General features: G+C 72.4%; 17 protein-coding genes. 7 read left to right on the top strand and 10 right to left on the bottom strand.

Annotated features, from left to right (window positions below):
- Positions 1-10: 10 nt before the first annotated feature.
- Positions 11-370, bottom strand: a complete 360-nt coding sequence (locus ACZ6SQ_RS21860) for a hypothetical protein (RefSeq protein ID WP_469564558.1) — start codon at positions 368-370, stop codon at positions 11-13.
- Position 371: 1 nt separating this feature from the next.
- Positions 372-1,154 carry a LytR/AlgR family response regulator transcription factor gene (locus ACZ6SQ_RS21855; protein WP_469564554.1) on the bottom strand — a complete coding sequence of 261 codons (783 nt, stop codon included), beginning with the start codon at positions 1,152-1,154 and terminating at the stop codon, positions 372-374.
- 101 nt (positions 1,155-1,255) lie between these two features.
- Here ACZ6SQ_RS21855 and ACZ6SQ_RS21850 point away from each other — a divergent pair, with 101 nt between their 5' ends.
- The 5 genes from ACZ6SQ_RS21850 (at position 1,256) to ACZ6SQ_RS21830 (ending at position 6,056) form a co-directional block, all read left to right on the top strand.
- Positions 1,256-1,747, top strand: a complete 492-nt coding sequence (locus ACZ6SQ_RS21850; protein WP_386379598.1) for an Lrp/AsnC family transcriptional regulator — start codon at positions 1,256-1,258, stop codon at positions 1,745-1,747.
- A gap of 136 nt (positions 1,748-1,883) precedes the next feature.
- Positions 1,884-2,705, top strand: a complete 822-nt coding sequence (gene ddaH, locus ACZ6SQ_RS21845) for a dimethylargininase (protein WP_386379599.1) — start codon at positions 1,884-1,886, stop codon at positions 2,703-2,705.
- On the top strand, positions 2,705-3,925 hold the full coding sequence (gene rocD, locus ACZ6SQ_RS21840; RefSeq protein ID WP_469564550.1) for an ornithine--oxo-acid transaminase: 1,221 nt from the start codon (positions 2,705-2,707) through the stop codon (positions 3,923-3,925). Before ddaH ends, rocD begins: the two co-directional genes overlap by 1 nt.
- A 324-nt stretch (positions 3,926-4,249) precedes the next feature.
- Positions 4,250-4,969, top strand: a complete 720-nt coding sequence (locus ACZ6SQ_RS21835) for a lysophospholipid acyltransferase family protein (protein WP_386379601.1) — start codon at positions 4,250-4,252, stop codon at positions 4,967-4,969.
- A 61-nt stretch (positions 4,970-5,030) separates the two neighbouring features.
- Complete coding sequence (locus tag ACZ6SQ_RS21830) at positions 5,031-6,056, top strand: NAD-dependent epimerase/dehydratase family protein (RefSeq protein ID WP_469564545.1); 1,026 nt, start codon at positions 5,031-5,033, stop codon at positions 6,054-6,056.
- Positions 6,057-6,138: 82 nt separating this feature from the next.
- Here the strand turns inward: ACZ6SQ_RS21830 and ACZ6SQ_RS21825 are convergent, their stop codons facing one another.
- The 8 genes from ACZ6SQ_RS21825 to ACZ6SQ_RS21790 all read right to left on the bottom strand — a co-directional run bounded on the left by ACZ6SQ_RS21825 (position 6,139) and on the right by ACZ6SQ_RS21790 (position 13,260).
- Complete coding sequence (locus tag ACZ6SQ_RS21825) at positions 6,139-7,761, bottom strand: alpha/beta hydrolase (RefSeq protein WP_469564542.1); 1,623 nt, start codon at positions 7,759-7,761, stop codon at positions 6,139-6,141.
- A gap of 111 nt (positions 7,762-7,872) precedes the next feature.
- Positions 7,873-8,637 (bottom strand): urease accessory protein UreD, encoded by a 765-nt coding sequence (locus ACZ6SQ_RS21820; RefSeq protein WP_469564539.1) that lies wholly within the window; start codon positions 8,635-8,637, stop codon positions 7,873-7,875.
- A complete protein-coding gene (gene ureG, locus ACZ6SQ_RS21815; RefSeq protein WP_469564536.1) occupies positions 8,637-9,320 on the bottom strand; it encodes an urease accessory protein UreG in 684 nt (227 codons plus the stop codon). Before ureG ends, ACZ6SQ_RS21820 begins: the two co-directional genes overlap by 1 nt.
- A 186-nt stretch (positions 9,321-9,506) precedes the next feature.
- Positions 9,507-10,181, bottom strand: a complete 675-nt coding sequence (locus ACZ6SQ_RS21810; protein WP_469564533.1) for an urease accessory protein UreF — start codon at positions 10,179-10,181, stop codon at positions 9,507-9,509.
- On the bottom strand, positions 10,181-11,902 hold the full coding sequence (locus ACZ6SQ_RS21805; RefSeq protein ID WP_469564531.1) for an urease subunit alpha: 1,722 nt from the start codon (positions 11,900-11,902) through the stop codon (positions 10,181-10,183). Before ACZ6SQ_RS21805 ends, ACZ6SQ_RS21810 begins: the two co-directional genes overlap by 1 nt.
- On the bottom strand, positions 11,895-12,206 hold the full coding sequence (locus ACZ6SQ_RS21800; protein WP_356689985.1) for an urease subunit beta: 312 nt from the start codon (positions 12,204-12,206) through the stop codon (positions 11,895-11,897). Before ACZ6SQ_RS21800 ends, ACZ6SQ_RS21805 begins: the two co-directional genes overlap by 8 nt.
- 13 nt (positions 12,207-12,219) lie before the next feature.
- Positions 12,220-12,522 (bottom strand): urease subunit gamma, encoded by a 303-nt coding sequence (locus ACZ6SQ_RS21795; protein WP_386379609.1) that lies wholly within the window; start codon positions 12,520-12,522, stop codon positions 12,220-12,222.
- Between the two features lie 111 nt (positions 12,523-12,633).
- On the bottom strand, positions 12,634-13,260 hold the full coding sequence (locus tag ACZ6SQ_RS21790) for a TetR/AcrR family transcriptional regulator (protein WP_469564528.1): 627 nt from the start codon (positions 13,258-13,260) through the stop codon (positions 12,634-12,636).
- A gap of 124 nt (positions 13,261-13,384) precedes the next feature.
- On the opposite strand from ACZ6SQ_RS21790, the gene ACZ6SQ_RS21785 reads away from it, so the two are divergent.
- Both ACZ6SQ_RS21785 and ACZ6SQ_RS21780 read left to right on the top strand, forming a co-directional pair.
- Positions 13,385-14,386, top strand: coding sequence for an ABC transporter permease (locus ACZ6SQ_RS21785; RefSeq protein WP_469564525.1), 1,002 nt, complete (start codon positions 13,385-13,387; stop codon positions 14,384-14,386).
- 619 nt (positions 14,387-15,005) lie between these two features.
- A complete protein-coding gene (locus tag ACZ6SQ_RS21780) occupies positions 15,006-15,479 on the top strand; it encodes a C40 family peptidase (RefSeq protein ID WP_386379612.1) in 474 nt (157 codons plus the stop codon).
- The last annotated feature ends 55 nt before the right edge of the window (positions 15,480-15,534 follow it).

Below are 15,534 nucleotides of genomic sequence, written 5' to 3'. Positions count from 1 at the left end.
ACGGGGCGGCTCACCGGTCCTCGACGAGACTGACGAAGTCCCGCTCGTTGCGTTCGGCGCGGCGCACGTACCAGCGGGCGAGCAGCACGAGGGGGGCGTACAGGCCGAAGCCGAGGACGCCCCACTCCAGGCGGCGGGCGGCGGGCATGGCGCTGAAGAGCAGGGGCAGCGGGCCGACGAGCAGGACGAGGACGGCGAACGCGGTGAGCCCGGCGCGCAGTTGGCTGCGCATCAGGGAGCGGACGTAGGTGTGGCCCAGGGTGGTCTGCTCGTCGATCTCGGTGCGCGGGCGCAGGCGGGCCGGGGTACGGCGGGTGCGGCGGGGCGGGCCGGTGACGACGACCCGGGCCTCGGCGGGGTCCTGGGGCATGTCAGGGCCTCCGCATCAGCAGGTCCCGCAGCTCGCGCGCGTGCCGACGGCTGACCTGGAGCTCCTCGGCGCCGACCAGGACACTGACGGAGCCCGCGTCCAGGCGGAGTTCGGCGATGTGGCGCAGGGCGACGAGGTGGCGGCGGTGGATGCGGACGAAGCCGCGGGCGCGCCAGCGGTCCTCAAGGGTGGACAGCGGGATGCGGACCAGATGGCTGCCGCGGGCGGTGTGCAGCCGGGCGTAGTCGCCGCGGGCCTCGACATGGGTGATGTCGTCGACGGCGACGAAGCGGGTCACGCCGCCGAGTTCGACGGGTATCTGGTCGGGGTCGGGCTCGTGCACGGGTATGCGCGGGGCGGGGCCGGCCGGTGGTTCCGTGCCGCGCGGGGTGCCGGGCGTGAGGTCGGAGGCGCGGCGGACGGCCTCCGCGAGGCGTTCGCGGCGGACGGGTTTGAGGACGTAGTCGACGGCGTCGAGGTCGAAGGCCTGGACGGCGAAGTCCTCGTGGGCGGTGACGAAGACGACCAGCGGGGGCCGGGCGAAGCCGGTGAGCAGCCGGGCGAGGTCGAGGCCGTCGAGGCCGGGCAGGTTGATGTCGAGGAAGACGACGTCGATGGCCTCGGGGCCGTCGGGGCCGCTCTCCAGGGCGCGGTTGATGCGGCGCAGTGCCTCGGTGGCGTCGCCCGCGCCCTCCACGCTGCCGACGCGCGGGTCGGTGTTGAGGAGGTAGAGGAGTTCCTCCAGCGAGGGGCGTTCGTCGTCGACAGCCAGGGCACGCAGCATGAACGTGGAGTGTAGGCGTGATCGGCGGGCCTGGACACGGGCTCGGCGAGGACGTTCGCGTGGGACGCGGCAGGCGCGTTTGCGCTGGATACAGTGGCGGTGTGAACAGCAGCACCCCTCCGTTCGACGAGCTCGACCGGAAGATCATCACCGCCCTGATGGCGAACGCCCGGACCAGTTTCGCCGAGATCGGCGGGGCGATCGGGCTGTCGGCGACGGCGGTCAAGCGCCGGGTGGACCGGCTGCGCGAGACCGGCGTGATCACCGGGTTCACGGCGACCGTGCGGCCCTCGGCGCTGGGCTGGCGCACGGAGGCGTACGTCGAGGTGTACTGCGAGGGCGCGGCGCCGCCGCGGCGGCTCGCCGAGGTGGTGCGCAACCATCCGGAGATCACCGCGGCGATGACGGTGACGGGCGGAGCGGACGCGCTGCTGCATGTGCGGGCGCGGGACGTGGGGCACTTCGAGGAGGTGCTGGAGCGCATCCGGACGGAGCCGTTCATCCGCAAGACGATCAGTGTGATGGTGCTGTCCCATCTGCTGCCGGAGAGTCCGGAGGCGGGTGCGTCCCAGCCCGCCCCCGAGGGCGCATGAGACGTGCGTATCCCCTGATCAATGCGCAGCATTCCTGCGCGGACACGCAGCTTTTGTTTCTTGTCGGGCGTCGGTGTCAGTTTCTACCGTGGTATCACCCCTGACCGATCACCCCAGGAAGCGGAGGGACCCCTCTGTGACCGACAGCCGTGTGCCGCGCCGGCGGCGTTACCTCGTCTGCGAACCCAGACACTTCGCCGTGCAGTACGCGATCAATCCCTGGATGCATCCCGACGTCGAGGTCGACGTCGACCTGGCCCAGGAGCAGTGGCAGGAGCTGATCCGCACCTACCGTGCCCACGGGCACACCGTCGACTCCGTGCAGCCGGTCGCCGGACTGCCCGACATGGTGTTCGCCGCGAACTCGGCGGTCGTCGTCGACGGCCGTGTCTTCGGTTCGCTGTTCCACGCGGAGGAGCGGCGCCCTGAGTCCGTGCACTACGACATGTGGTTCAAGCAGGCCGGCTTCGCCGTGCACCGCCCGGAGTCGGTGTGCGAGGGCGAGGGCGACCTGGTCTGGACGGGCCGGTACCTGCTCGCCGGGCACGGTTTCCGCACCACCCGTGAGGCGCACCGCGAGGCGCAGGAGTTCTTCGGCCGTCCGGTGATCAGTCTGAACCTGGTGGACCCGTACTTCTACCACCTGGACACGGCGCTGTTCGTGCTGGACGACTCGGCCGACGGCAACAACATCGTCTACTACCCCGAGGCGTTCTCACCCGGCAGCCGTGAGGTGCTCGAACGGCTCTTCCCGGACGCCGTGAAGGCCACCCGCGAGGACGCCACCTCCTTCGGGCTGAACTCCGTGTCCGACGGCCGCCATGTGTTCATCGCGCCGCAGGCCGAGGCGCTCGCCGGGAACCTCGCCGAGCGCGGCTATGTCCCCGTCGCCGTCGACCTGTCGGAGTTCCTGAAGGCCGGCGGCGGCATCAAGTGCTGTACCCAGGAGATCCGCTGATGACCGCACCCGCCCGCACCCGCTCCTCCGCCGAGCTGATCCGCGCCGAGGAGCCGGTCCTCGCCCACAACTACCACCCGCTGCCCGTGGTCGTGGCGCGTGCCGAGGGCACCTGGGTGGAGGACGTCGAGGGCCGCCGCTATCTCGACATGCTGTCCGGGTACTCGGCCCTCAACTTCGGCCATCGCAACCCGGCGCTGACCGAGGCCGCGCACCGTCAGCTGGACCGCCTCACGCTCACCTCGCGGGCGTTCCACAACGACCGGCTCGCCGAGTTCGCCCACCGGCTCGCCGCGCTCACCGGACACGACATGGTGCTGCCGATGAACACCGGCGCCGAGGCGGTGGAGAGCGCCATCAAGGTGGCCCGCAAGTGGGCCTACGAGGTCAAGGGCGTGCCCGCCGACCGGGCCACGATCGTGGTCGCGGCGGAGAACTTCCACGGCCGTACGACGACCATCGTCGGCTTCTCCACCGACGAGACCGCGCGGGCCGGGTTCGGGCCGTTCGCGCCCGGCTTCAGGATCGTGCCGTACAACGACCTCGCCGCGCTGGAGGAGGCCGTCGACGAGACGACCGCCGCCGTGCTGATCGAGCCGATCCAGGGCGAGGCGGGCGTCGTCATCCCCGACGACGGCTACCTCACCGGGGTGCGTGAGCTGACCCGCCGCGCGGGCTGTCTGTTCATCGCCGACGAGATCCAGTCCGGCCTCGGCCGCACCGGGCGCACCCTCGCCGTCGAGCACGAGGACGTCGTCCCGGACCTGGTGCTGCTCGGCAAGGCGCTGGGCGGGGGCATCGTGCCGGTGTCCGCGGTGATCGGCAGCCGCGAGGTGCTCGGGGTGCTGCGGCCGGGCGAGCACGGCTCGACCTTCGGCGGCAATCCGCTGGCCGCGGCGGTCGGCACGGCCGTGGTGGAGCTGCTGGAGACCGGCGAGTTCCAGCGCCGGGCCTCGGAGCTGGGCGTGGTGCTGCGCGACGGGCTGACCGAGCTGGTCGGCAAGGGTGTCGTCGGCTTCCGCGCGCGCGGCCTGTGGGCGGGCGTCGACATCGATCCGGCCATCGGTACGGGCCGCGAGATCAGTGAGCGCCTGATGCGCGAGGGTGTCCTGGTCAAGGACACGCACGGCTCCACGATCCGGATCGCGCCGCCGCTGACCATCACCGCGGAGGAACTCCTGTCGGCGATGGGTTCGCTGGAGAAGGTGCTGACGGGCTGACCGGCGTCCCGGTCCTTCGGGGCGCGGCCCTGGGTGGGCCGCGCCCCGCTTCCGTGGGGCCGGGTCTCCGGCTCCGGTGGGCCGGGCCGCGGAGGCCTGGAGCCGGGGTACCCGCTTCGAGGGGCCGGGCCGTGAAGGCCGGGAGCCGGGGGCCGGGATTCCCTCGTCCGGAGGGATCGTTTCCCGTCACCCGCCCGTCCCCGGTACGGCCGGGCCCGGTTCCCGTCCCGGGCACCCGCGCCTACACTGACTCCCCATCAGAACGGGCCGGTTGACCTGCGGGAACGAGGGGGTTGGGCGGCTTCGCCGGAGTGAGGAGCGCCCTTGTTCTACCACTTGCTCAAGTACGTACTGCTGGGCCCGCTGCTGAGGCTGGTCTTCCGGCCCCGGATCGAGGGCCTGGAGCATGTGCCGTCCTCGGGGGCGGCCATCGTCGCCGGGAACCATCTGTCGTTCTCGGACCACTTCCTGATGCCTGCCGTGCTCAAGCGCCGCATCACCTTCCTGGCGAAGGCCGAGTACTTCACGGGGCCGGGTCTCAAGGGCCGGCTGACCGCGGCCTTCTTCCGCAGCGTGGGGCAGATCCCGGTGGACCGCTCGGGCAAGGAGGCGGGACAGGCCGCCATCCGCGAGGGCCTCGGCGTACTCGCCAAGGACCAGTTGCTGGGCATCTATCCCGAGGGCACCCGCTCGCACGACGGCCGCCTCTACAAGGGCAAGGTCGGCGTGGCCGTCATGGCGCTGAGGGCGGGCGTCCCGGTCGTCCCGTGCGCGATGATCGGCACCTTCGAGGCGCAGCCGCCCGGCAGGATCGTTCCCCACTTCCACCCGGTGGTCATCCGGTTCGGCGAGCCGCTGGACTTCTCCCGCTACGCGGGGATGGAACACGAGAAGGCGGTCCTGCGCGCGATCACCGACGAGATCATGTACGCCATCCTGGAACTGTCCGGCCAGGAGTACGTCGACACGTACGCGGCCGTCGCCAAGGCGGAGCAGGCCGCCGACGCCAAGGAGCGCAGGTTCCCGCGGATGCCGCTGACCTGACGCGCTCTGCTGTCGGCAGACGCCCTTGGGGCCCGGGCCGCCGGGCGCGTACGGTCGCCGCATGGGACGAGCTGTGGTGATCGGGGCGACGGGACAGATCGGACGACCGGCGGTGGCGGCGCTGGTCCGGGACGGCTGGGAGGTGACGGCCGCCTCGCGGGGCGGCGGCCGTGACGCGGCCTGGCCGGAGGGAGTCCGCGCGGTCCGGCTCGACCGCGAGGACGACAGCGCGCTGGAGGCGGTGGTCGGCGAGGACTGCGAGGTGCTCGTCGACATGGTCGCCTTCCGGGAGCACCACGCCCGCCAGTTGACCCGGCTGGCCGGCCGCGTCGCCTCGGCCGTGGTGATCTCCAGCGTTGCCGTCTACGAGGACGGCGTGGGCCGCGGCTTCGACACCCAGTCCGAGCCCGACGGCTTCCCGCACTACCCGCTGCCGATCCCGGAGACACAGCCGACGGTCTCCCCCGGCGACGCCACGTACAGCACCCGCAAGGTGGCGGTGGAGCGCGAACTTCTCGCCGCGGGGGACAAGTTGCCGGCCACACTGCTGCGCGCCGGCGCGGTGCACGGCCCGCACTGCCGTACCCCGCGCGAGCTGTACTTCGTCAAACGCAACCTCGACGGCCGCCGCAGCCGCGTGCTCGCCCACGGCGGCGAGAGCCGCTTCCATCCCGCGAGTGTGCACAACCTGGCCGAGCTGATCCGGCTGGCGGCGGCCCGGCCCGGCTCCCGGGTCCTCAACGCCTGTGACGGCGAGGCCCCGACGGTCGCGGAGATCGCCGAGGCCATCGACACGGCGATGGGGGTGGCACCGCCCAGGACCGTCCTGGTCGACGGTCCCGCGCCGGCCCCGACGGTGGGCGACTCCCCCTGGTCGGTGCCGGTGCCGGTCGTCTGCGACATGTCGGCGGCGCGCCGGGAGCTCGGCTACCGCCAGGTCACCGGATACGCCGAGTCCCTCCCGGAGACGGTCGAGTGGATCACGGACCGACTGTCCGGAAGGGACTGGCGGGAGGCCTACCCGAAGATGTACGCGACGTACGGCGACCTCTTCGACTACGACGCCGAGGACGCCTGGCTCACCTAGGGGCGCGAGGCTGTGCCGACATGCGGCTCCGCCGCGCGGGCGCAGCCACAGGGAACCGGACCACACCCCGCCGAGCGGAGCGCTACGGCTTAGGGGTGGCGTGCGCCGCGCACGTCACGTCCGACGAGTCCAGCGCCCCGGTCAGCAGATAGGCGTCCACCCGGTCGTTGACGCAGGAGTTGACCAGGCCGGTGACACCGTGCGAGCCCGCGTTCTTCTCGGTGATCAGACGGGAGCCCTTGAAGCGCGCGTGCAGCTCCACCGCACCCTCGTACGGCGTCGCCGCGTCCCGGTCGGCCTGCACGATGAGCACGGGCGGCAGACCCTTGTGGGTCCTCACGTTCACCGGCGTCCGCTGCTTGGCGGGCCAGGTCGCGCACGGCAGGTTCATCCAGGCGTTGGACCAGGTCATGAACGGGTGGTCGCGGTGCAGCCGCGTGTTGTCGCGGTCCCACTTCTTCCAGCTCGTGGGCCACTGGGCGTCGGCGCACTCGACGGCCGTGTAGACGGCGTTGCCGTTCTCCGAGGAGGCGTTGCCCGCGGTGTCGCTCAGGTCGGGCGCGGCGGCGTCCACGACGGCCTGGGTGTCACCGGCGGCCCACGCGCTCAGGACGCGCGCGCTCGAGGCCCAGGTGCTGTCGAAGTAGGGGGCGCTCTGGAAGAAGGAGATCAGCTCGGCCGGGCCGACGACCCCGCCGAGCGGGCTCTTCTTGGCGGCGGCCCGCAGTTCGAGCCACTTGGCCTGGACGGCGTCACGGGTGGTGCCGAGGTGGTAGGTGGCGTCGTTGGCGGCGACCCAGTCCTGCCAGTCCTTCCAGCGGCCCTCGAAGGCGACGTCCTGGTCCAGGTTGGCCTGGTACCAGATCTTCTCGCGGGAGGGGTTGACCACGCTGTCGACGACCATGCGGCGCACGTGCGTCGGGAACAGCGTGCCGTAGACCGCGCCGAGGTAGGTGCCGTAGGAGACGCCGAGGAAGTTCAGCTTCTTCTCGCCGAGCGCGGCGCGGATGACGTCCAGGTCGCGCGCGGTGTTGGGCGTGGTCATGTGCGGCAGCATCTCGCCGCTGCGCTCGGCGCAGCCCTCCGCGTACTCACGGGCCAGCTTGCGCTGGGCGCGCTTGTCGGCCTCGCTGTCCGGCACCGGGTCCATCTTGGGTGCCTTGACGAACTCCTGCGGGTCGATGCAGGAGATCGGAGCCGACTTGCCGACACCGCGCGGGTCGAAGCCGACGAAGTCGTAGGCCTTGGCCGTCTTCGCCCACACGGGCGCGCCGGTGACGACGCGGCGCGGGAAGCGCAGGCCGGAGCCGCCGGGGCCACCGGGGTTGTAGAGGAGGGCGCCCTGGCGCTCCTCGGGGGTGCCGGTGTGGCCGATGCGGTCGACGGCGAGCTTGATCTGCTTGCCGTACGGCTTGGCGTAGTCGAGCGGCACGGTGACCCAGCCGCACTTGATGGGCTGCTCCAGGCCCCAGTCGGGCGGGCAGTCCTGCCAGTTGATCCCGGCCTTCGCGGCGCGGGCCGCCGCGATCGCGGCGCCGTGCGCCTCGCTGACGGTGCGGTGACGGCTGTCACCCTGGCTGGCGCTGGCCGTGGGCGCGGTCACTGCCCCGGCGATCAGCGTCGCGGCGATCAGCGCACCGGCCGAACCTGCCGCGGCCGTACGCCTTTTCGCTTGGGTGTCTCTCAAGTAGTCCTCCCCGTACATGATTTCGACGTTCAGACACGAGTACGGGGTGATCCTGGCGGCTGCGAGGTGATGCGGGACAGGGGCGGCCGCGGTTCTTTGCCAATCCGATAACCGGATCCGGAACACCGGTCAGCGGTCACCCCGGTCGAGCCCGTTCAGGGCCTCGTCCAGCACCCGGCGCAGCCGCAGGGCGTCGGGGGCGACGGCGCCGACGAGCGCGGCCGGTCCGGCGAGGGGCATCAGCACGGCCCCCTCACCCAGTACCCGGGCCGCGACCGGGCGTTCCGCGAACTCGGGCCGTACGACGACCAGTTGCCCGACGGCGCGGTGCCCCCCGAGCACGGCGGGGCCGTCCCAGCCGCCCGGTGCGCCGGGCCCGCAGGACAGCTCCTGGTCGAGGAGCGTGCGGCCCTCGATCCGCACAGTGAGACGGCTGGTGAGCCGCCCGGGTTCCTCCCCGGCCCGGCCGAGCACCTGCTCCTCGCGCAGCACCAGCCGCGCGGAGGCGGCCAGGTCGGCACGAGTGGTGACATACAGGTCACTGCCCCGCGCCGAGATCAACTGTTCTGGGAGCCAGTGCAGTTCGCCTCCGTCGGCGACGTCGAGCAGGACGTCGTAGCGGGCCTCCGTCTTGGTCTGCCCCGGCAGCGCCAGGGTGGCTGCGGCTGAGCCGACCCGCAGCCGGGCGCCGGCCCCGGCCTCCGCGCGGACGGTGAGGTGGTCGCCGCCGAGCGGCCCGCTCATGGCCCCGACGAGCATCACGTGCGCCTCGTCGCCGTGCGCCCTGGTCCGGCGCAGCGCCAGCGGGCCCTCGCTCTCCAGGACGGGCAGGGCGGTACCGCCCCGTCCGTCGGCGCGGGCGACGACCCGTGCGGTGGCGCGTACCCCGCTCATCAGCGGGCCCGCCACACGGCGAGCTGTCCACGCACCCAGGCGGCCACCTCGGTGACACCCCGCTCCTCGCGCAAGGACTGGAAGACGACGGGCAGTTCGGCCCGCTGCACCTCGGCGTCGGCCGCCATCCGCGCGAGGTCCGAGCCGACGTACGGTGCGAGGTCGGTCTTGTTGACGACCAGCAGGTCGGCCGTGGTCACGCCGGGTCCGCCCTTGCGCGGGATGTCGTCGCCCCCGGCCACGTCGATGACGAAGATCTGCGCGTCCACCAGCCCCTTCGAGAAGGTGGCGGTCAGGTTGTCGCCGCCGGACTCGACGAGCACCAGGTCGAGCGGACCCACCTCGTCCTCCAGGTCCTCCACCGCCTCCAGGTTGGCGGAGATGTCGTCCCGGATCGCGGTGTGCGGGCAGGCCCCGGTCTCCACGGCGGCGATCCGCTCGGGCGGCAGCACGGCCTCGCGCAGCAGGAACTCGGCGTCCTCGCGGGTGTAGATGTCGTTGGTCACGACGGCGAGGGACAGTTCCTCCCGCAGGACCCGGCACAGCGCCGCGACCGTCGCCGTCTTCCCGGACCCCACGGGCCCCCCGAGCCCGACCCGCAACGCCCTCCGCCGCCCGTCGGGCCGCCGGGCGTCGGCACTGATCGCGGAGGGCGCGGCGGTGTGAGTGTGGTCGAGATGCATGGCTCAGGACTCCTTCACGGGTGACGGGAACGGGCGGGCGAGGCGCCTCGGCTTTTTCGGAACCTCTTGAACGCCCGAGTCGGGTGGTGGGTGGGCATAGGTCCAGGGGGCGGGAGCCCCCTGGCGGGGTCGAGGGGCGGAGCCCCTGGGGACGGGACGGGAAGGGGCGGCGGGGGCGAGAAACTCCTACGAAGCGAACAACCGCACGGGCCACGCCGCGTGCGCCTCCGCCGACAGCTCCAGCAGCGGAGCCGACCCCGCGGGCAGCACCCCCACTCCCTCCCCCGCGGCCCGCCCCGCCGCCTCCACCGCCCCGTCGGCCACGAGATCAAGCTCCGGCGCCAGCCGCGCCAGCACCCCCGTGGCCTCGAAGGGATCCAGACTCAGCAACCGCACCACCGCCGTGGCCGGCCCGCTGACGCTCTCGTAGACCGCGCAGTACGCCGCGTCGAGCGCCCCGAGCCCGGCCCCGCGCGCCACGGCACCGAGCACCACGGGCTGGTGGGCTCCCTTGGGGAACCGCCCCGCCAGTGCGTCTAGTTCGGGCGAGGGCCAGGTCGTCCGCGCGGCCCGCAGCAACTGCCGCCCCAGCCGGCGCGCGGCCGCCCGCAGCGCGGGCGACGGCGTTCGGGCGTCGGCGGCGGCGTCCAGTTCCACCGGGTCCAGCCCGCGCGCGGCCGCCGCCGCGAGCCCGGCGGCCACCAGCCCGGCCGTGTGCAGCCGCCCCCGGCAGAAGTCCTCCAGCGTCGCCGCGTCCTTGACGCGCCCGGCCTTGACGGCCGCCTCGGCACCGCCGGAGTGCGCGTGCCCTCCGGCGGGGAAGCGGCCGTCGGCGAGGACGAGTAGCGCTGCCCTGGACATCAGAAGAGGAAGTAACGCTGGGCCATGGGCAGTTCGGCCGCCGGGGTGGCCTCGACGAGTTCGCCGTCGATGTGCACGGCGAAGCTGTCGGGGTCGACCTCGACCCGGGGCCGGGCGTCGTTCTCGCGCATGTCGGCCTTGGTGACCGCCCGCGTGGACTCGATCGCCACGAACCTCTTCCCGAGCCCCAGTCGCTCCGGCAGCCCGTCCTCGACGGCGAGAGGGGCGACGAAGTTCACGGAGTTGGCCGCCGGAGCCCGGCCGATCGCGCCGTACATGGGGCGCGGCAGGATCGGCTGCGGGGTGGGGATGGAGGCGTTGGCGTCGCCCATCTGCGCATAGGCGATCTGGCCGCCCTTGAGGACGAGTTGGGGCTTGACGCCGAAGAACGCCGGGTCCCACAGCACCAGGTCGGCGAGCTTGCCGCTCTCGACCGACCCGATCTCCCGGGCGAGTCCCTGCGCGAGGGCCGGGTTGATCGTGTACTTGGCGACATAGCGACGTACTCGGTGGTTGTCGGCGTGCGAGTCCCCCGGCAGCGCGCCCCTGCGGCGCTTCATCACGTGCGCGGTCTGCCAGGTACGCAGGATCACCTCTCCGACGCGGCCCATGGCCTGGGAGTCGGAGGAGATGATCGAGATGGCGCCCAGGTCGTGGAGTATGTCCTCGGCGCCGATGGTCGAGGGCCGGATGCGGGACTCGGCGAAGGCGAGGTCCTCGGGGACGGCCGGGTTGAGGTGGTGGCAGACCATCAGCATGTCGAGGTGTTCCTCGGCGGTGTTGACGGTGAAGGGCCGCGTCGGGTTGGTGGAGCTGGGCAGCACATGGGGCTCGGAGACCACGGTCATGATGTCCGGCGCATGGCCGCCGCCCGCGCCCTCGGTGTGGTAGGCGTGGATGCCGCGCCCGGCGATCGCGGCGAGGGTGTCGCCGACGAAGCCCGCCTCGTTCAGCGTGTCGGTGTGGATGGCGACCTGGATGCCGGTGCGCTCCGCGACGGTCAGCGAGGCGTCGATCACGGCCGGGGTGGAGCCCCAGTCCTCGTGCAGCTTGAGGCCGAGGGCGCCGCCGCGGATCTGGGACAGCATGGCCTCGTGGGAGACGGTGTTGCCCTTGCCGAGGAGACCGATGTTGAGGGGATGGGCCTCCATCGCCTCCAGCATGCGGGCCAGATGCCAGGGGCCCGGCGTGACCGTGGTGGCCTTCGATCCCTCGGCCGGTCCGGTGCCGCCGCCGACCAGGGTCGTGATCCCCGAGGACAGCGCCTCGTCGGCGATCTGCGGGCAGATGAAGTGGACGTGCGCGTCGATGGCACCGGCGGTGAGGATGCGCCCGTTGCCCGCGATCACCTCGGTCTCGGGGCCGATCACCAGGTCGGGGTGGACGCCGTCCATGGTGTCGGGGTTGCCCGCCTTGCCGATGCCGGTGATCCGGCCGTCGCGGATGCCTACGTCGGCCTTGACCACACCCCAATGGTCGACGATCACGGCGCCGGTGATCACGGTGTCCGGGGTGCCGTCTGCGCGCGTAGCGCGCGCCTGGCCCATGGACTCGCGGATGACCTTGCCACCGCCGAACACCGCCTCGTCACCGGCGAGTCCGGGGCCGCCCGAGCGGTCCTCATCGATCTCGATCAGCAGGTCGGTGTCGGCGAGCCGGATACGGTCGCCGGTGGTCGGCCCGAACAGGTCGGCGTAGGCGGCACGGGAGATCTCACGCATCGAGGGCACCTCCGGTCTCCCCGCGCAGTCCAGGCACGATCCGCGCGCCGGCGAGCGGGACGAGTTCGACCTCGACGGGGATGCCGGGCTCGAATCGTACGGCCGTACCGGCGGCGACGTTCAGCCGCTTGCCGCGGGCGGCGGCACGGTCGAAGTCGAGGCCCGGGTTCGCCTCGGCGAAGTGGTAGTGGGAGCCGACCTGTACGGGCCGGTCGGCGGAGTTGAGGACGGTCAGCCGGGTGACCTCACGGCCCTCGTTGAGGACCACGGGGCCGTCCGCGAACAGGATCTCGCCGGGAATCATCGGGCCGCCCCTCTCACACGATCGGGTCGTGGACGGTGACGAGCTTGGTGCCGTCCGGGAAGGTGGCCTCGACCTGGACGTCGTGGATCATCTCCGGGACGCCGTCCATGACGTCGTCACGGGTGAGCAACTTGCGTCCGGAGGCCATCAGTTCGGCGACGGTGCGACCGTCGCGGGCGCCTTCGAGGAGGTGCGAGGTGATCAGGGCCACGGCCTCGGGGTGGTTGAGCCGCAGACCGCGGGCCCGGCGCTTCTCGGCGACGTCGGCCGCCACGTGGATCAGCAGCCTCTCCTGCTCGTGCGGGGTCAGTTGCACGTCCCACTCACCTCCTCGCTCCGGGCCGTGCGGGGCCCGGACGCCGCTGCCGCCGGGCAAAGTGCCTGGTGGCGTGGTGGGGCAGGCTAGTTGCGCCGGGTTTCGGGCACGTTAACCGAGCTGTGATCCGCCGACGCCCATCAGCGCCCGCAGTCCGGCGCGCAGCGTCTCCTGCGGGACGTCGCCGAACAGGGCCGTCTGCACGGCGAATCCCTGCACCATGGCGACCATCACGCGGGCGAGCGCGTCGGCATCCGCGTCCTTCGCCAGCAGCCCCGCCCGGCGGTAGGACTCGGCGACCTCCCGCCAGGCCTCGACGATGCGTTCGAAGCCGGGCGCGAGCAGGGCGGCGAGCTGTTCGTTGCGCAGGGTCTCGGTCCACACCTGCACCATCAGCCGGGGGAACATCCACTCGCCGCCCTCCAGCAGCAGCGGCCGCCGCTCGCGCATCCCGGCCAGCACCCGGGGCATCAGCACGTCCGGCAGCGGGGGTGGTGTCTCCTGCGCGGCCCCGTTGAAGACCTCCCCCACGGTCTCCAGCACCTCGGTCACGATCGCGCCGATCAGCTCCTCCTTGCCGCTGAAGTAGCGGTAGACGGCACCGGCGGACAGGTCGACCTCCTTGAGCACGTCCTGCATGGACGTGGCGTGGAAGCCGTTACGGGCGAAGCAGAGCGCCGCGCCGTCGAGGATCTGCCGGCGGCGGGCGGCGAGGTGTTCCTGGGATACGCGGGCCATGGCCAGAAAGTTAAAACGAACGTTCCTTCTTGACAAGTCGCGACGGAAGGCCGACGGTGAAACAAGTAAAACGAACGCTCCTTCTTTTTAACGGCGCCACCGCCGTGGATCCCGAGGGGAACCCATGTCCGCCACACCCGCCCCGCACGCACGCCGCATGATCGCGGTCGTCGTCCTCGTCCCGCTGGTCGTCGCCCTCGCCCTGTGGGCCTTCGCCTGGCCCGCCGCCCGCGTGGCACCCCGGGACCTGCCGGTCGGCGTCGCCGGACCCACCGCCGCCACCGCCCAGCTCGAACACCGGCTGGAGCGGCAGGAGGGCGCGTTCGACGTCCACCGGTATGCCGACGAGGACGCCGCCAGGCAGGCGGTCGAGGACCGGACCGTGTACGGGGCAGTCGTCCTGGCCGGCCAGGGGCCCGAGTTGCTCACCGCCTCGGCCGCGAGCCCGCTGGTCGCCCAGCTGCTCCGGCAGGCGGTCGCCGAGCAGGCGCCCGACGGCACCACGCCGAAGGTGACCGACGTGGTCGCCGCGCCGGAGGACGACCCGCGCGGCGCGGCGCTGGGCGCGAGCGTCCTGCCGCTGAGCCTCGCCGGTGTGGCGATGGGCGCCCTGGTCGTCCTGGGCGGACTGCGGGGCGGTCGCGCGGTGGCCGTGCTGGTGGGCGCCGCGGGCCTGGTCGGCGTGGTCGGGGCGGCCCTCGCGCACAGCTGGCTGGGCGTGCTGACGGGCGACTGGTGGACGGAGGCCGGGGTCCTGGCCCTGGCGGCGCTGGCCGTCGGCGCCACGGTCGCGGGCCTCGGCTCGCTGATCGGCCCGGCCGGGATCGGCCTCGCCTCGGGCGTGGTCGTCCTGCTGGGCAACCCCTTCTCCGGGGCCGCCTCCGCACCGCAGATGCTGCCCGAGCCCGTCGGGGTCCTCGGCCAGTGGCTGCCGCCCGGCGCCGGGGCGACGCTGATCCGCTCGGTCTCCTACTTCGACGGCGCCGCGGCGGCCGGCCCGGCCCTGACGCTGACCGTCTGGGCGGTGCTGGGACTCGCCGCGGTCGCCCTGAGCGGCGCGCTGAGGACGCGGGCCGTGCCGTCGGCCCCGGCCGCCGCCGCGCACCACCCGGTGCCGGCCGGCTGATCCACGGTCACCCGGAGCCGGGCGCCGGCCGCCGCGACGGACGGAGAGTCAGTTGACCGGCCGTCACCTGGAGACGTCCCCGCGCCGCGGGCCGTCTCCGGGACGGTTCGCCGAACCGTCCGGACCAGCCGCTAAACCGACCAAATGACGTACCCCCTATTGGAGTAGAAACCCCTCGTCCTGAGGGACCCGCGCGGTTGCGCTGCACGCGCGGACGAGAGCCCGCGGCAGGTGTTCCCGTGCTGGTCCGGGGCTGTTCCGGGGTCTCGACAAGCCCCGGTTGATCACCGTGTCCACCCGAACGGGTGAGTGGTGAGCAACAACACAAATCCCCGTTTCCGTTGGGTATTTCGGTCACTTGTGAGTGAAGATCCCTGTCTGACGACAAGCCCCCGCCACCGCGGCGGGGCGGTCCGGGCGGACGCCGAGTCCTGCCGCCGCCCGGATGACCGGTCGACAGGAGTGGATCGGCAGGAGTGGAGGACCCAGGCACGACGGGCCGCCGGAGCGCACGTTCCGAGTGGTCCTTGGGGTGAAGCCGCCTTCGGGCGGCCGGGCTACTTCGCCAGTCCGAATCCGACAGGTCATCCTTCTCAGGCGGTTTGACGAAGGGTTGCGCATGACCGCGCAGAATCGTGTCCCGTCGCTCATGGCCCGAGCCGGTACGGCTTCGGCCCTCACCATCGCCGCGGTGGGCGGCTCGCTCGTGGTGCCGGGGGGCGCCGCCGAGGCCGCCGCCGCCACGCCCGCGACGAAGGCGCTCCAGGTCGCCGCCTCGAAGAAGGGTTCGCCGTACAAGTACGGCGCCACCGGGCCGTACCGGTTCGACTGCTCCGGGCTGACGATGTACTCGTACAAGAAGGCGGGCAAGACGCTGCCTCGTACGGCGGCCCAGCAGTACAACAAGACCCGGCACATCTCGGCCAGAAGCCGCAGGGCCGGGGACCTGGTGTTCTTCCACTCCGGCTCGAACGTGTACCACGTGGGCATCTACGCCGGTAAGGGCAAGATCTGGCACTCCCCGAAGACCGGGGACGTGGTGCGGCTCCAGAAGATCTGGACGAGCAGTGTCTGGTACGGGCGTGTGAGCTGATCCGCTCCCGGGCGGTGCGGTTACCCTGACAGGCCGTCACCGCCCGGGTCCGTCC

Source organism: Streptomyces sp. NPDC048600 (assembly GCF_055587025.1).
This window is presented reverse-complemented; position numbering and strand designations above follow the sequence as displayed.